This is a genomic window from Yimella lutea (assembly GCF_006715095.1).
GTDB classification, from domain to species: Bacteria; Actinomycetota; Actinomycetes; order Actinomycetales; family Dermatophilaceae; genus Yimella; species Yimella lutea.
The window spans coordinates 1,261,751-1,276,731 of sequence record NZ_VFMO01000001.1; the positions used below are offsets into that span (position 1 = coordinate 1,261,751).

The window sequence follows — 14,981 nt, forward strand, 5'->3', positions numbered from 1 at the left end:
ACGTAGGTTCACCGGCATGGAACCAACGCCTGAGGTAGAGATCGTCCGCTCCTCCCGCCGCCGCTCGACGCTCTCGGCGACGCTGATCGACGGACGCGTCGTGGTGCGGGTGCCGGGCGCCATCTCCTCGGCCGAGCTCGACCGTCTCGTCCCTGGGCTGGTGCGTCGGGTGATGGCAAAGCAACGCCGCCCGGCCGCGTCCGACCAAGCGTTGATGCAGCGGGCGCAGGTGTTGTCCGAGCGTTACCTCCACGGCAAAGCAGTGCCGGCATCGGTGCGTTGGGTGGGCAACCAGCAACGCCGGTGGGGTTCGTGCTCGGTGAGTTCGAAGCAGATCAGGCTGTCGGACCGGTTGCAGAACATGCCGCAGTACGTCATCGACCATGTGCTCGTGCACGAACTAGCGCATCTGTTGCACGCCGACCACGGGCCGGCCTTCAAGGCGCTCGTGGCGCGCTATCCGCAGCTCGAACGCGCAGAGGCGTTTCTCGCGGGGGTCAGCTTCGGCTCGGGGCTGCCGCCGGTGCCGATGGACGACCTGCCCGACGAGCCAGCAGATCCCTGATCCGCAGTACGGTCGCGGGTAGATCGGGATCGGTCGGCTGCGGGATCGCGTCCACCGGCCACCACGCGGCAGCGTCCGACTCCTCGGAGACGACGCACTCGGCCGGTTCGTCCAGCACGATCGCGACCCGCACGTCGCGGTGAGAGGTGCAGCGGCCGAACGCAGCCGAGAGCTGATGATGGTGCAGGTCGACGATCATCGCGTTCGCGACATCGACCGGTAGCCCGGTCTCCTCGCGCACCTCGCGCACCGCGGCATCGATGACGCCGGCGTCATCACTTTCGAAGTGACCGCCCGGCTGCAGCCACAGCCGGGCCTTGCGATGCATGATCAACGCGACATGCTCCAGCCTCGGGTCGAAGACGAAGCCACCGCAGGTCAGGTGGTCGGACACTCCGTCGCGGCTCACCGCGTCCGGATGAACCGCCAGGTGTGCGAGGTACTCCTCGCGCACGTCGTTCAGTTCGGCAGTGGGCGCGTCCCAATGCTCCAGCAGGCGGACGACGTCCGCCTGCAGGTGTTCGAAGCTCATGCCTTGGGATCGTCGCCGGACTCGTCGCCGTCACCGTTGCCGGGCTCGTCGGCCGGGGAGTCCGACTTCTCCGACTCCATCTCCTCGCGGCCCTGTGCCAGCAATGCGGCGAGCGCGTCGTCCATCTCGTCCGGCTGTGCAGGCTTCTCTCGGGCTTGCTCCTTTTCGCCGTTGACGTAACCCATCGGGTCGTCGAGGTCGTCGGCGCCGGGAGCGAGATCGGGGTGCTTCCAGGCCCCATCGCGGCCCGCCGTTTCCTTGGAATCCTCAAGTGCGGCAAAGAGATTGGCGGCGTCACGCATGCGACGTGGGCGCAGTTCGAGTCCGACCAGGCTGGCGAAAACTTTCTCCGCCGGACCACCGGTCGCGCGGCGACGGCGAACCGCCTCGGACAGGGCGTCGGCGTGCGGCAGGTGCGGGCGCACCGCACGGTCGCTCACGGTGTCGACCCAGCCTTCGACCAGGGCGAGCAATGTCTCCAGGTGAGCGAGGGTGCGCTTCTGGGCCTCGCTCGGCTCCGGGCGGAAGATCGATCCGGAGATCGACTCCTGCAGTGCAGCCGGGTCCTGCATGTCGGCGTTGCGCATGGCCTCGTCGATCGCCTCGGTGTCGATCGAGATGTCGGCGGCGTAGGACTGCACGGCCGCGATGAGGGCCGGGCCGAGCCAGGGCACGTTCTGGAACAGGCGCGTGCGAGCCGCTTCGCGTACCGCGAGGTACAGGTGGATCTCGCCGGCGTCCATACCGAGTCCGTCGGCGAACGCGGCGACGTTCGTCGGCATGATCACCACCGGGTTGCCCTCGACGAGGGGAAGCCCGACCTCGGTGCCCGTGACCAGTTCACCGGCGAGCGTGCCGACGGCCTGGCCGAGTTGCATCGAGAACACGGCACTGCTCATCCGACCGAGCATCGGCTCGAGCTGACCCATCATCTGCGGCGGCATGCCGAACTGCTCGGCGCCGAGATTGCCGATCTGGTCGCGCATCGCGCGCATGACGGCGGCGTTGACGGCGTCCGAGATGGGTTCGACCAGGCGGCGCCAGGTGGGCATCGTCGCCTCGACCCACTCCGAACGACTCCACGCCTTGCCGGCTCCGGTCGAGGCGAAGTCGGTGACCTGGTCGAGCCACAGGTTGGCGACCATCACCACCTGGTCGACGTCCTTGGCCGTTGCGGCCGACACGCTCGGGTCGCCCTCGGTCGAGACGGTGCGGCGGGCGACGTCACGGGCGGCTTCGATGTTGAAGCTGCCGTCGGACGGCGCCGCCATCATCGCGGCCATCTGCTGCTGCATCTGGGCGAACATGGCCGGATCGATGTGGCCGAGGCCGAGCTCGGACATGGCCTCGCGCATGTCGTCGCCGCCGCCCATCAGGTGCTTGAGCAACTCGTTGAGGTCGGGTACGTCGTCGGGGCGCTCTTCGGGGTTCATCTCGTTCCTTCGCGCAACGGATCGTGGGTCTGATCCTCGGTCCGGTCTGTTGGTCGTAGGTCACTTGCTCGGGTCAACCACACGGCGATGCGAATCGTTCCCGGTGCCAGGTTCGAGAAGTCGAGCCCACAGTGCCTACGCTACGTCGGTACGCCGCCCGAGAAGCACCTGGAGTCCTGATGAACCAAGCGCGGGTCACGCTGACCGACGTCCGCGACACCCCTTTGTCCGTGGACGAGGTGCTGACGGCCGTCCAGGACCCCGCTGCGGGAGGCATCGGACTCTTCGTCGGAGTCGTGCGTGACCACGACAACGCCAAGGATGTCGACGGGCTGGAGTACTCGGCGCATCCCAGTGCCGTTGACGGATTGCGGCGGGTGTGCGAGCAGGTGCTGAGCGACGAGGTGAGCAAGGTGGCAGCGGTCCATCGCGTCGGTTCGTTGCAGGTGGGTGACCTCGCTGTGGTCGTGGCGGTGAGCGCGCCGCACCGTGGCGCCGCGTTGGACGCGTGCCACCGCCTGATCGACGACCTCAAGCTGACGGTGCCGATCTGGAAGCACCAGAGTTTCGCGGACGGTTCGGACGAGTGGGTCGGCCTGTGAGCGCACCGACGCCCGACCGATCGCACGACCCATCGCCCGAACACGCCGAAGGGCAGCCGTCCGCGCAATCGACGGCCGGCCGGCGCGGCCTGTCGTTCCGCAACGTTCTGCTGATCGCCGTCACCGTGCTGGTCGTCATCGCGATCGCCTTGATGTCGATCATCAAGGTGCCGGTCGTGATCCTGCGGCCCGGCCCGGCGACCGACACTCTCGGGAAGGTCGACGGCAAGGACGTCATCGCGATCCAGGGCGCCAAGACCTACCCGACGTCCGGGTCGCTCGACTTCACCACCGTCTCGCTCGCCGGCGGACCCAACTATCCGGTCTCGGTGATCGAGTACCTCCAGGCGAAGTTCCTGGACAAGAACGCGCAGATCGAGCCCGAGGAGGCGTGGTTCCCCAAGGACGTCAGCGGCGACCAGATCAAGCAGAAGAACGCCGCCGACATGACCGACTCGCAGGAGACTGCCGAGGTCGTCGCCATGCGTTCGGCCGGCTTCACGGTGCCGCAGAAGGTGCTCGTCGGCATGATCGCCGAGGGCGCGCCCGTGGGGAAGGCGCTGGTGGTGAAGGACCAACTGCTGAGCATCGCCGGCAAGAAGGTCACCGACCTCGCGTCCGTGCACGCCGCGATGGACGGCGTGAAACCCGGTTCGTCGGTGCCCGTCCAGGTGCTGCGCGGTGGAAAGACAGTGTCGGTGTCGGCGAAGACGGCTGCCGCCCAGAACGGACGGGCGGTCTTCGGTATCGGACTCGACCCGGAGTACACGATGCCGTTCGAGGTGAAGGTCAACGCCGGCAATGTCGGCGGACCGTCGGCCGGAATGATGTTCACCCTGGCGATCTACGACAAGATCACGCCCGGCGCCATGACCGGCGGCAAGAAGATCGCCGGCACCGGCACGATCAACGAGATGGGCGAAGTCGGGCCGATCGGGGGAGTGCGCCACAAGATGGTCGGTGCGAAGGACGCCGGGGTCGGTTACTTCCTCGCGCCCGCGTCCGACTGCGACGAGGTCGTCGGCCACGAGCCGGACGGTGTGACGGTGATCAAGGTCGCGAGCCTCAAGGAGGCACTCGCCGTCATGCCGAAGATCGCCAAGGGCGAGACCACCGGATTCCCCGCCTGCACGAAATAAGGCGTCAGTCCTCGTCGTCGAGACTGGCCCGCAGTGCGGCGACCAAGCCTGGTGCGATGTCCGTGCCCACGGCGACCTTGTCGTCCTCGTCGTGTTCGCGTTGCCGCAGCAGGCAGATCGCCTCACCGTCGCGCAGCACACCGACCAGCAGCCGGACGTCGCGACGGTCGGGGTGCGCGGCCAGCACCTCGGCGGCCTGCTCGGCGTTGTCGGGCAGGTCGTTCTCGGCCTCCGGCGGCACCACGATGCGTTCGATCGCCAGCAGCACACCCTCCACCTCGGGCGGCCACGCCAGGCGTCCGAGCATCGACTCGATGGACGAGGTACGCGGCATGCCCTCCTGCTCGATGGCGCTGAGGGAGTCCGGGTCGGCGCCCTTCAACTGATCGGCGAGTGCCGGTTCGTTGGCCAGCAGCGCAGAGTTGGTCGCGAGAGCGAACAGGCGCGGCGCCTGGTCCCAGCCGGCCGCGGCGACGTGACGTTCGGTGTCGACGGCGCACTCACCCAACGGGCTGAGAAGCGGCTTGGCCGTGGGCTGTGACTCGGGCTGTGACTCGGGCTGGTCCAGGGGCTGCTCGGAGATCGGCTGATCGGGCGCTTGCTCGTCGGTCATGTGCGTCATCGTCTCGCACAGGTCTTGATCACGGCGAACCGGCGGTCCTTCGGCGGGGTCGCCGGGTTAAGGTCTCCAGGACGCCAGTTGGCGCGAAGCCCGACGGAGGTACACGTGAGTTCGGCCGACGACAACGCACGCAGCGGTTCGGGAGACGGGCCGGGCGGACGCGACGACGCGTGGACCGCGCTGGACGAAGCGCGGCGACGCGGGGCCGGACGCCGGCGCTGGCTGATGCTGGGTGTCGCGCTGTTCCTGGGTTACCTCGCGATCCGATTCGGGGCTCGCCTGTGGACCGAGAAGTTGTGGTTCGACGCCATCGGCTACTCGCAGGTGTTCCGTAACGAGATGTTGGCCAGGAGCGGGTTGTTCATCGCCGGCTTCCTGCTGACGGCGGGCCTGGTGTGGCTGAGCATGCGACTGGCCTACCGACACCGTCCTTTCCTTCCGCCGGGGTCTATCGAACCCGACGCGATGGAGCGCTACCGCGCGCTGGTGGAGCCGGCGCGGTCGACTGCGTTCAACGGCATCCCGATCCTGATCGGTCTGTTCGGCGCCGGAGTCGCCGGTAGTCAGTGGAAGACCTTTCTGCTGTGGTGGAACCGCAGCGACTTCGGGGTGAAGGATCCCAAGTTCGGCAGGGACATCGGTTTCTTCGTGTTCAGCCTGCCCTGGTGGCAGTTGGTCACCGCGCTGCTGACGATGGTGCTGATCTTTGCTCTGGTCGCAGCGGTGGTGGTGCATTACATCTACGGCGGCATCTCGCTCACCCGCGAACCCGGCTCCCGATTCACCTCGGCGGCCAGGCTGCATCTGTCGCTGGCGGCGGCCGGCCTCGTTCTCGTCCGGGCGGCGGCCTACTGGCTCGACCGGTATGCCCTCACCACGAAGGATGCGCGGCTGATCACCGGTATCGACTACACCGCCGACCACGCGCAGATCCCCACCAAGACCGTGCTCGCGGTCGCCGCCGTGCTGTGCGCCGGCATGTTCATCGCGACGATCTGGACGCGTACCTGGCGCCTACCGGTCATCGGCCTGTCCTCGATGGTCGTACTCACGTTGGTGCTGTCGGCGATTTACCCCACGATCATCGCCAACTTCAAGGTCAACCCGAACGCGCGTGCGCTGGAGTCGCCGTACATCGTGCACAACATCAAAGCCACGAAACAGGCGTACGGGATCACCAACCTGGTGGCGACCAATCAGCAGCCGGAGACGGCCGCCAAGCCGGCCGAACGTCGCAAGGACGCAGCAGCGATTCCCGGCATCCGGTTGGTCGACCCGTACATCATCTCGCCGACCTTCCGGCAGTACGAGGGCCAGAAGCAGTACTACCAGTTCGCCGACGTGCTCGATGTCGACCGGTACAAGGTCGACGGCAAGGAGACCGACGTCGTGGTCGGCGTCCGCGAATTGGATCAGTCGGGTATCCCTGCGGGACAGCGCAACTGGGTGAACGAGAAGACCGTCTACACGCACGGGTACGGCGTGGTCGCGGCGTACGGCAACCAGCGCGGTGACGAGGGCCAGCCCAACTGGCTCGCCTCGACGATGCCGCAGCAGAGCAAGGTCGGAAAGTTCGAGCCGCGGGTGTACTTCGGTGAGATGTCGCCGAACTACTCGATCGTCGGCGGACCGGAGGGTGCGGCTCCGGCCGAACTCGACTACCCCGACAGCAGCACCGGCGGCGAGCGTCGCACCACCTACGCCGGAAACGGCGGCGTTGCGCTCGGCGGGGTGTTCCGCAAGCTCGCGTACGCGGCCAAGTACCAGGAGTACAACTTCCTGTTCTCCGACAGCATCAACGAACAGTCGCGCATCCTCGACGTCCGAAACCCTTCGGACCGGGTGAAGAAGGTCGCTCCCTGGCTCACTGTCGACGGCGACCCGTACCCGATCATGGCCGGTGGACGCATCCAGTGGGTTATCGACGGTTACACCACGAGCGCGCGCTACCCGTATTCCCAGATGTCGTCGCTCGATTCCTCGACCGAGGACTCGATCACCAACAACGCCGACAACGTCCGCTCGATCCGCGAGGGGTCGATCAACTACATCCGCAACTCGGTGAAGGCGACGGTCGATGCGTACGACGGTTCGGTGAAGTTGTATGCCTGGGACGAGCAGGACCCGGTCCTGAAGGTCTGGCGCAAGTCGTTCGGTGGCACGGTGCTGCCGCTGTCGCAGATGCCGACGGCGGTGCGTGAGCACGTCCGGTACCCCGAGGACCTGTTCAAGGTGCAGCGCGAGATTCTCGGCAAGTACCACGTCAGCGACCCGGCGACCTTCTTCAGCGGCACGGACTTCTGGCAGGTGCCGGCCGACCCGACGCGGGCGGGCAGCGGTCAGCAGCCGCCGTACTACCTGTCGATCTCCATGCCGGGGGTGCAGCAACCCACCTATTCGCTCACCTCGTCCTACATCCCGGTCAGCAGCGGCGGTCAAAGCCGGCAGAACCTCGCTGCGTACCTCGCCGTCGACTCAGATGCGACGCCGAGACCCGGTCAGCCGAACGGCAGCTACGGCACGATGCGGCTGTGGACGATGCCTCGTAATGTCACGATCAAGGGGCCCGCGCAGTTCCAGAACGACGTCAACACCTCCAACGAGGCATCGACGACCTTTCCCCAGACGCTGTCGGTGTTCATGCAGGCCAACGGTGACCGAGTGCAGCGCGGCAACCTGCTGACGCTTCCCCTCGCGGGCGGGCTGCTGTACGTCCAGCCGATCTACGTGAAGGCCTCCGGCACAACGGGATTCCCGCTACAACGGGCGGTTGTCGTGCAGTTCGGCAACAAGCTTGCCTGGGGCGTGACTCTTGAGAACGCGCTCGACGATCTGTTCGGTGCCAGCGCCGCCGGCAGCGACGACGACGACAAGCAGCCCGATCAATCAGACACCGTCGACAAGGCTCTCTCGGACGCCAACAGCGCGTGGACGCGTGGGCAGGACGCCCTCAAGAAGGGTGACCTGGCCGGCTACCAGAAGGCGATGAACGAGATGAAGGCCGCGCTCGACCGAGCCGTGCGGTTGAACGGAGCTGCGGGCACGCCGACCCAACCGTCTCCGAGCCCGTCGCCCTCGCCCAGCCCGTCGCCGTCTGCGCCTGCCACGGCTCGCCCGTCCGCAGCACCGGCGTCCGCCACGCGTTAGTCAGAGTTCGCCCGTCAGATAGCGCTGCAGGTTGGGCGCGACGGCGTCGACCAGTTCGTCGATCTCGGCGTCCCGGACCGCAGGGAGCCCCAGGATCTGGCGGGTCACCAGCAACCCGGCGATCTGACTGGCGAAGAGGGTGAGTCGCAGTTCGACGGCCCGATGGTCGTCCAGGCGCTCGCGGATGGGGGCCAGGATGACGCCGGTCAGCAGGCCGCGGACGAGTTCGTCCTCGCCGTTGATGAGAGCCTGACGGAACCGGGCGACGATGCTCGGCCCGGCCGGTGAGGCCCACACGGTGAGGATCTGGCGCAACGCCGTCGCAGCGAGTTCGTCGATCGGGCAGGTGCGGACCGGCTCGAGCACCACGGCCGGGTCCGACGGGAACTCGACCGCCGCCACGAACAGTCCGCGCTTGTTGCCGAAGTAGTGGCTGATCAGTGCCACATCGACCTCTGCTTCGTCGGCCACCCGGCGCAGCGTCGTGCGGTCGAAACCGTTGGTGCTGAACAGTTCTCGTGCCGCGTCCAGGATGTCGTCCTTCGCGCTCGAGCCTGCGGAGCGGCGTCCGGTGCGGCGGCTCACTTGGTCTGCCTCGGCATCGACCATGCGGCCAGAGCCAACGCGCCGAGCGCGAAGAGGGCGAGAACACCGACGTTCGTCAGGACGTCCGCCGACGGGTCGGCCTGCGAACCGATCGCCTGCAGTCCCTTGACCGCGTAGGTCATCGGCAGGAGGTCCGAGAGCCACTCCAGGACGGTCGGCATTCCCTCGCGCGGTGCGAACAACCCGCACAGGAAGATCTGCGGGCCGATGACGAGCGGCATGAACTGCACGGCCTGGAACTCGGTGTGGGCGAACGCGCTGGCGAGCAGGCCGGTGGCGACACCGACGATCGAGGCGATGACCGCGACCAGGAGCACCCAGGCGATCGGCCCGGCCGGGTCGACGCCGAGCAGCCAGTGCGTCACAGCCACCAGGACCAGCCCTTGGACGAGCGCGGTCACCGCGAAGGCGACCGCGTAGCCGATCAGCAGATCGGCTCGGTGCAGGGGAGTGGTGAGCAGGCGTTCGAGTGTGCCGCTGGTGCGTTCGCGCAGCATGGCCACGCTGGTGACCAGGAACATCACGAGCATCGGCAGGATGCCGAGCATGGTGAGCGCGACCCGGTCGAAGGTGCGCTCGTCGTTGAACACGAAGTACAAGAGCGTCAGCAACAGGGTCGGCACCATCACGATCAACCCCATGGTGCGGTGATCGGCCTTCAACTGCTGCAGGATGCGTTTGATCGTGGCAGTTGCGATTCGCGGGTTCATCGGTTGCCTCCAGTGCGGATGAGGGCGAGGAACGCGTCCTCCATGGAGTGCTTGCCGGTGCGTTCGAGCAGGTCGTCCGGCGGTAGATGGGCCAGTAGGCGACCGTCGCGCATGAGCATGACGCTGTCGCAACGGGCGGCTTCGTCCATCACATGGCTGGACACCAGCAGCGTCGTGCCGGCTTCGGACAGCCCGCGCAGGTGGGCCCAGATGTCCTCACGGGTCAGCGGATCGAGTCCGACAGTGGGCTCGTCGAGCACGAGCAGCTCCGGTTCGCCGACGAGCGCGCAGGCCAGGGATGCGCGGCTCGCCTGGCCGCCGCTGAGGTTCTCCACGGGGCGGTCGGCGAACTCGCCCAGCCCGACGGTCTCGATCGCTCGATCGGCGTCGTGCTTCGAAAAGCCTTGCAGTGCAGCGAAATAGACAGCGTTGTCGCGCACGGTGAGGTCGCGGTAGACGCTGACCGCCTGGGTGACGTAGCCGACCTTGCGACGCAGCCCGGCGTCGGTCGGGGAGTGGTCGAGCACGGTCAGTTCTCCGCGTTCGATCTTCTGGACCCCGACGATCGTGCGCATCAGTGTCGTCTTGCCACAGCCGGAGGGTCCCATCAGCCCGACGACCGTCCCGCGCGGTACCTCGAAGGTGAGGCCGTGCAGAACCTCGTTGCCGGAGCGGCTGACGACGAGGTCACGCGCGGAGACTGCCGCCCGCGAGGAGAACTCATCAGGCGTTGAATTCATCATGTGTTGAAATGTCCTCGAATGTCGGCTCGAAGTCAAGGGCTGCGTGGTCGACGGTGTTCGCGCTGGTCGAACAGCGTTGAGGCGCACGGACTTTCAGCACTGGCCGCGCTCGCCTCCGGATGACGGTGAGTTGTCGATTTGGTGAACGGCGAACCGGTGATTTATGGTTATGGACATACCGACGCGGGGTGGAGCAGCTCGGTAGCTCGCCGGGCTCATAACCCGGAGGTCGCAGGTTCAAATCCTGCCCCCGCTACCAAAGCCGTTTTACTCCAACTGGCGACCTGAGGGTCATCGTGGAGTGAAGCGGCATCGAACAGATCCTCGGAGTTAGCTCCGAGGATCTTTTCGCTGTGCGGCGTGATGTCGCGATGATCGGGTCGCCCTGGGGTTTCCAAACAGGATCACCGCCGTCTTGGTGTTGCGGCGACGAGCGTCGTTGACGCAGTGCAGCACGTAGTTGTACGCATTGAGTTGCTCGTCGAGCAGCACGAACTGTTCGCGGTGCTGCACCTCCTCAGTTGCGAGAGCCATGAGGTGGTTGGACGGTGCGACCCGACTGCCGGTGAGTTGGTCGGCAGCTTCCGCGCCGCTTGCACCGGCGAACGTGGTGCGCAACGGCTCCCTGAACGCGCCCCGTCGCTGACCCGTGACGAGCCGCCTGAACTCGTCCTGCGGCTTCGCGAACAAATCGCGCACCCCGGCATCGGTTGCGTTGTGCAAGTAGGCGATTCCGCGCACGCGACCCTCGTTGCCACGGAGGCTCATGGCGAAGTCGGTGAGGTGTTCGCAGTAACCGCGCCCTTGGTCAACGGGGTGGCTTACAGGGCGCGAGTAGCCAGGCACGCTGACGACGCAGTCGCTGTCCTCGAACAGCCTCGCGTCCGTCCACTGCTTCAGCTCAACAACCAGATAGGTCGGTTCCCCGTCCGGGGCAACGCGGCCTCGGCGTACTTCGTCTTCGTCGCGGTCGAAGGGGCTGGCCACTCCCGGCTGGTCCCCACGCTGCCCACCGAGAGCGAGGAGGACCGGCGTCGGGAGCGCGAGGCCGAGATCCGGCGTGAGCACCGGCTCGCCCGGCGAGTCGCCATCGAGGCGGGCCGCACGGCCGGCGCCTGGCGCTCAGCCGCGCAGGAGCCCGGCCTGCTCGAGGAGGCGTCCGATCTGGTTGTCGTCGAGCCGGTCGACGAGCGTGGAGCGCACCCGCCCGGGGCCAGGGACCTTGATCGGGTAGCCGCCGCGGAGTCGGGCAGAGGCGTCGAGGAGCGCCCGCACGTCGTAGGTCGACCCCCACACCTCGCGGACGGCTCGCTCGATGCCGACTAGCGAATAGGCCGCCTCCATCCCGGTGCGGACGGAGTACTCGGTCGTGAAGATGCAGTCCCGGCTCGTCTCGGCGAACTGGCCGATGAAGGCGAAGTTCTGCGCCCCCTCGGGGACGACGTCGGGGCGGTCGCCGGCCTTGCGCGGCATGAAGAAGCTCGTGACGTAGGGCATCATGACGGGCACGCAGGTCGCGCCGTCGGCCGCCAGCTCGGGGATCTCCTCGACGGGGACACCCATGTGGTAGAGCCACTCCTGGACGATCTCCTCGCCCGTGCACTCCTGGATCGACTTCTTCACGTAGTCGCCGGGGACGTCGCTGAAGAGGGCGTAGACCCAGACGACGACCTGGCCGGGGTCTTGGGCCTTGAACTGCGGCTGACGGTTGACCGTCCACGACAGGAGCCACGAGGAGTCGCGCGCCGTGACGATCCCGCCGGTCACGGTGCGGCTGGAGAGGGGGTCACGGCCGCAGATTCGGCGGATCTGCTCGGGGATCCGCTCATCGAGGGTCGTGACCGTCGCCGACTCCCACTTCGTCTCGGGAATGCTGCTGCACAAGACCTCCGGGCGGCCGAATGCCGGGTCCTTGTGGGCGACCTTCTTCCACAGGTCCCACGACCTCGCGATCGCCGGGGCCACGGGCGGGTGACACGGGCCGCGTTGGGAGACTGGCGCCTGGGTAAGGAGTCCGGTATGGCTCCGTCGACGCAGTGGCGATCGTTCAGACGAAGTCAGGCATGCTCACCCGCGCCAGTCGGATGCCTCGCGGTCCGCTCACGCAACCAGGTAGTCGTTCCGGCGGCCATGCCCCGCGACTTGGGCATCTGGTGCACCGGGACCACGATGAGCGAAGCCTCACGTCGCAGGGACCACTTGATGGCGTGATAGACGGCTGACAGCGATTCAGTGCTGTTCACGGCGATAAGTCCCGGGGCAATAAGCATCGCTTCATGCCACGGCCCCTCCAGGTCGGCTAGGTCGGCCAGGTCTTCCGAGGTCCAAGCGAGGTAGACGGTCAATGTCGTCATCCTTTTCGACGTGCGCAGCGGCGATCGCAGCCAGCTCATGTCCGCTCGAGCCGCCGCGCGAGGTAGGGCGCGGTCACGCTCCCGTCGGCCTGCACGATGTCGGCCGGCGTCCCGGTCGCGACGACTCGACCGCCGGCGTCTCCTCCGCCCGGGCCGAGGTCGATGACCCAGTCGGCTGTGGCGATCACGTCGAGGTCGTGCTCGACGAGAACCACCGTGTTGCCGGCGTCGACGAGCTGGTGCAGCTGGCGCAGCAGCAGCGCGGTGTCGGCGGGGTGCAGTCCTGAGGTGGGTTCGTCGAGCAGGTAGAGAGTGTGGCCTCGGTGCGCCCGCTGGAGCTCGGTAGCGAGCTTGATGCGTTGCGCCTCACCACCGCTCAGTTCGGTCGCAGGCTGTCCCAGTCGCAGATATCCCAAGCCCACCTCGCGCAGCGTCCGAAGGCTGCGTGCAACGGTCGGCACGTCGGCGAGGAATCTCGCGGCATCGTCGACGGACAGGGCGAGGACCTCCGCGATGTTCTTGTCGCGATAGGTGATCTGGAGCGTCTCGGGGTTGTAGCGATCGCCGTGGCACGTCGGGCAGGGAGCGTAGGTGCCAGGCAGAAAGAGCAGCTCGACGGAGACGAACCCCTCGCCCTGACAGGTCTCGCACCGGCCCCCGGCGACGTTGAAGGAGAAGCGGCCGGCGCCGTAGCCACGAGCCCGGGCCGCGTCCGTGGCGGCGTACAGCTTCCGCACGGCGTCGAACATCCCCGTGTATGTCGCGAGGTTGGACCGCGGCGTCCGGCCGATCGGGCGCTGGTCGACCAATACCAGTCGGTCGAACGACTCACGAGCAGTCGGGTCCTCGGCCAGGACCTGGGTGACCAGGGTCGACTTGCCGGACCCGGACACCCCGGTGACGGCGGTCAGCACGCACAGCGGGATGTCGACAGACACGTCGCGCAGGTTGTGGCGATGTACGCCGGTCAGTCGCAGCCAGCCCTGCGGGGCCCGCGCATCGTGCACAAGCCGCTCAGAGCGACCGAACAGGTAGGCGCTGGTGACCGAATCCGTAACCTCTTCGAGGTCCGCGACAGGGCCGCTGTGAAGCACCCGACCTCCGGCCTCGCCCGCACCCGGGCCGATGTCGACGACCCAATCTGCTCGTCGTACGACGTCGAGGTCGTGCTCCACGACGAACAGCGTGTTGCCAGACGCCTTGAGGCGGTCCAGGACATCCAGCAGGGGCTCTGCGTCGGCCGGGTGCAGTCCGGCGAAGGGCTCGTCCAGGACGTAGACGACCCCGAACAGACCCGAACGCAGCTGCGTGGCGATCCGCAGGCGCTGCGCCTCTCCAGGCGACAGCGTCGTCGAGCTCCGTCCCAGGCTCAGGTAACCCAGGCCCAGATCTAGGAGCACCTCGACGCGCGCGACCAGGTCAGTGCAGATCCGCGACGCGACCTCGTCGGCACCCGCGGGCCGCTCGGCGACCGGACGCAGCAGAGTCACCAGCGCTGTGAAGGGCAGGTCGTTGACCTCGGCGATGGAACGCCCGAGGAAGGTCACCGCGAGGGCTTCGGGCCGTAGTCCACTGCCCTGGCAGTCCGGGCAGGGCGCTTCCTCCACGAACCGCATGGCCCGCTCGCGCATCCGCTCGCTCGTGGAGTCGGCCAGCACGTGCATGACGTGGCTGCGCGCGCTCCAGAACTTGCCGTAGTAGCCGTGGTCGACGCGACCTGGTTCAGGCTCGATGAGCACCGAGGGCTGCTCTTCGGTGAACAGCAGCCAGTCGCGGTCCCGCTTCCTGAGACTGTGCCACGGCTTGTCGACATCGATGCCGAGCCCCATCACGATGCTGCGCAGGTTGGCGCCCTGCCACGCGCCCGGCCAGGCGGCGATCGCCCCTTCACGGATGCTCAGTGACGGGTCCGGGACGAGCAACTCCTCGGTGACGTCGTGGACGACGCCCAGGCCGTGGCAGCGCGGGCACGCGCCCGCGCTGGTGTTGGGCGAAAACGCCTCGGCCGCGAGGTGATCGGCACCAGCCGGGTAATCGCCGGCCCGCGAGTAGAGGATCCGCAGCAGGTTGGACAGCGTGGTGATGGTGCCGACCGACGAGCGCGAGGTGGCCGCGCCCCGGCGCTGCTGAAGCGCGACCGCAGGCGGCAGGCCGGTGATCTCCTGCACGTGCGGGGCGCCGACCTGCTGCAGCAGCCGGCGCGCGTAGGGCGCTACCGACTCGAAGTAGCGGCGCTGCGCCTCGGCGTACAGCGTGCCGAAGGCCAGCGACGACTTCCCCGACCCAGAGATCCCGGTGAACGCCACCATCACGTTGCGAGGAATGTCCACATCGATATTGCGCAGGTTGTTCTCATTGGCACCGCGAACATGCACAAAGCCATCGGTCGCATCGGTGGTCACGTGCTGCCCCTGTCGGTCGCCCTCGGTGTCGTCGACGACAAGTTATCGCGCTGCCCGAACGCCATCGTCACTGAGACTCGTCCGCGGCGGACCTGGGTGCAGCAGATGCGTGTTTGCGTGACGGGC

The 14,981-nt window shown here is 67.3% G+C and carries 13 protein-coding genes, 1 tRNA gene and 1 pseudogene; 5 read left to right on the forward strand and 10 right to left on the reverse strand.

What is annotated here, in order from left to right; all coding sequences use genetic code 11:
* Window positions 1–16 precede the first annotated feature (16 nt).
* On the forward strand, window positions 17–565 hold the full coding sequence (locus tag FB459_RS05975; RefSeq protein WP_141927790.1) for a M48 metallopeptidase family protein: 549 nt from the start codon (window positions 17–19) through the stop codon (window positions 563–565).
* Here FB459_RS05975 and FB459_RS05980 read toward each other — a convergent pair.
* Both FB459_RS05980 and FB459_RS05985 read right to left on the reverse strand, forming a co-directional pair.
* Entirely contained in the window at window positions 498–1,097 is a 600-nt protein-coding gene (locus tag FB459_RS05980; protein ID WP_141927791.1) for an NUDIX hydrolase, read from the reverse strand. The genes FB459_RS05975 and FB459_RS05980 overlap by 68 nt on opposite strands.
* On the reverse strand, window positions 1,094–2,530 hold the full coding sequence (locus FB459_RS05985) for a zinc-dependent metalloprotease (RefSeq protein WP_141927792.1): 1,437 nt from the start codon (window positions 2,528–2,530) through the stop codon (window positions 1,094–1,096). The genes FB459_RS05980 and FB459_RS05985 overlap by 4 nt, the downstream gene beginning before the upstream one ends.
* 179 nt (window positions 2,531–2,709) lie before the next feature.
* Between FB459_RS05985 and FB459_RS05990 the strand changes: the two genes are divergently transcribed.
* Entirely contained in the window at window positions 2,710–3,132 is a 423-nt protein-coding gene (locus tag FB459_RS05990) for a molybdenum cofactor biosynthesis protein MoaE (protein ID WP_129626996.1), read from the forward strand.
* Window positions 3,129–4,271, forward strand: coding sequence for a YlbL family protein (locus tag FB459_RS05995; RefSeq protein WP_141927793.1), 1,143 nt, complete (start codon window positions 3,129–3,131; stop codon window positions 4,269–4,271). Before FB459_RS05990 ends, FB459_RS05995 begins: the two co-directional genes overlap by 4 nt.
* A 4-nt stretch (window positions 4,272–4,275) precedes the next feature.
* Here the strand turns inward: FB459_RS05995 and FB459_RS06000 are convergent, their stop codons facing one another.
* Window positions 4,276–4,884, reverse strand: coding sequence for a PPA1309 family protein (locus tag FB459_RS06000; protein ID WP_246092337.1), 609 nt, complete (start codon window positions 4,882–4,884; stop codon window positions 4,276–4,278).
* A gap of 114 nt (window positions 4,885–4,998) precedes the next feature.
* Here FB459_RS06000 and FB459_RS06005 point away from each other — a divergent pair, with 114 nt between their 5' ends.
* Entirely contained in the window at window positions 4,999–8,040 is a 3,042-nt protein-coding gene (locus FB459_RS06005; RefSeq protein WP_141927794.1) for a UPF0182 family membrane protein, read from the forward strand.
* Here the strand turns inward: FB459_RS06005 and FB459_RS06010 are convergent, their stop codons facing one another.
* From FB459_RS06010 to FB459_RS06020, 3 genes are read right to left on the reverse strand one after another with little or no spacing between them, the layout of a single operon-like run.
* Window positions 8,041–8,625, reverse strand: coding sequence for a TetR/AcrR family transcriptional regulator (locus tag FB459_RS06010; protein WP_170221746.1), 585 nt, complete (start codon window positions 8,623–8,625; stop codon window positions 8,041–8,043).
* On the reverse strand, window positions 8,622–9,356 hold the full coding sequence (locus FB459_RS06015) for an ABC transporter permease (protein WP_129626988.1): 735 nt from the start codon (window positions 9,354–9,356) through the stop codon (window positions 8,622–8,624). The genes FB459_RS06010 and FB459_RS06015 overlap by 4 nt, the downstream gene beginning before the upstream one ends.
* On the reverse strand, window positions 9,353–10,099 hold the full coding sequence (locus FB459_RS06020) for an ABC transporter ATP-binding protein (protein ID WP_129626986.1): 747 nt from the start codon (window positions 10,097–10,099) through the stop codon (window positions 9,353–9,355). The genes FB459_RS06015 and FB459_RS06020 overlap by 4 nt, the downstream gene beginning before the upstream one ends.
* Before the next feature lie 182 nt (window positions 10,100–10,281).
* Here FB459_RS06020 and FB459_RS06025 point away from each other — a divergent pair.
* Window positions 10,282–10,358: transfer RNA gene (locus FB459_RS06025), tRNA-Met, on the forward strand.
* A 71-nt stretch (window positions 10,359–10,429) separates the two neighbouring features.
* Here the strand turns inward: FB459_RS06025 and FB459_RS06030 are convergent.
* The 4 genes and pseudogenes from FB459_RS06030 to uvrA form a co-directional block, all read right to left on the reverse strand.
* On the reverse strand, window positions 10,430–11,167 hold the full coding sequence (locus FB459_RS06030) for a hypothetical protein (RefSeq protein WP_141927796.1): 738 nt from the start codon (window positions 11,165–11,167) through the stop codon (window positions 10,430–10,432).
* A 54-nt stretch (window positions 11,168–11,221) separates the two neighbouring features.
* Window positions 11,222–12,049: pseudogene (locus tag FB459_RS06035) on the reverse strand (oleate hydratase); the annotation flags it as partial.
* A gap of 107 nt (window positions 12,050–12,156) precedes the next feature.
* A complete protein-coding gene (locus FB459_RS06040; protein WP_141927798.1) occupies window positions 12,157–12,492 on the reverse strand; it encodes a hypothetical protein in 336 nt (111 codons plus the stop codon).
* Window positions 12,489–14,855, reverse strand: coding sequence for an excinuclease ABC subunit UvrA (uvrA, locus tag FB459_RS06045; protein WP_141927799.1), 2,367 nt, complete (start codon window positions 14,853–14,855; stop codon window positions 12,489–12,491). Before uvrA ends, FB459_RS06040 begins: the two co-directional genes overlap by 4 nt.
* Window positions 14,856–14,981 lie beyond the last annotated feature (126 nt).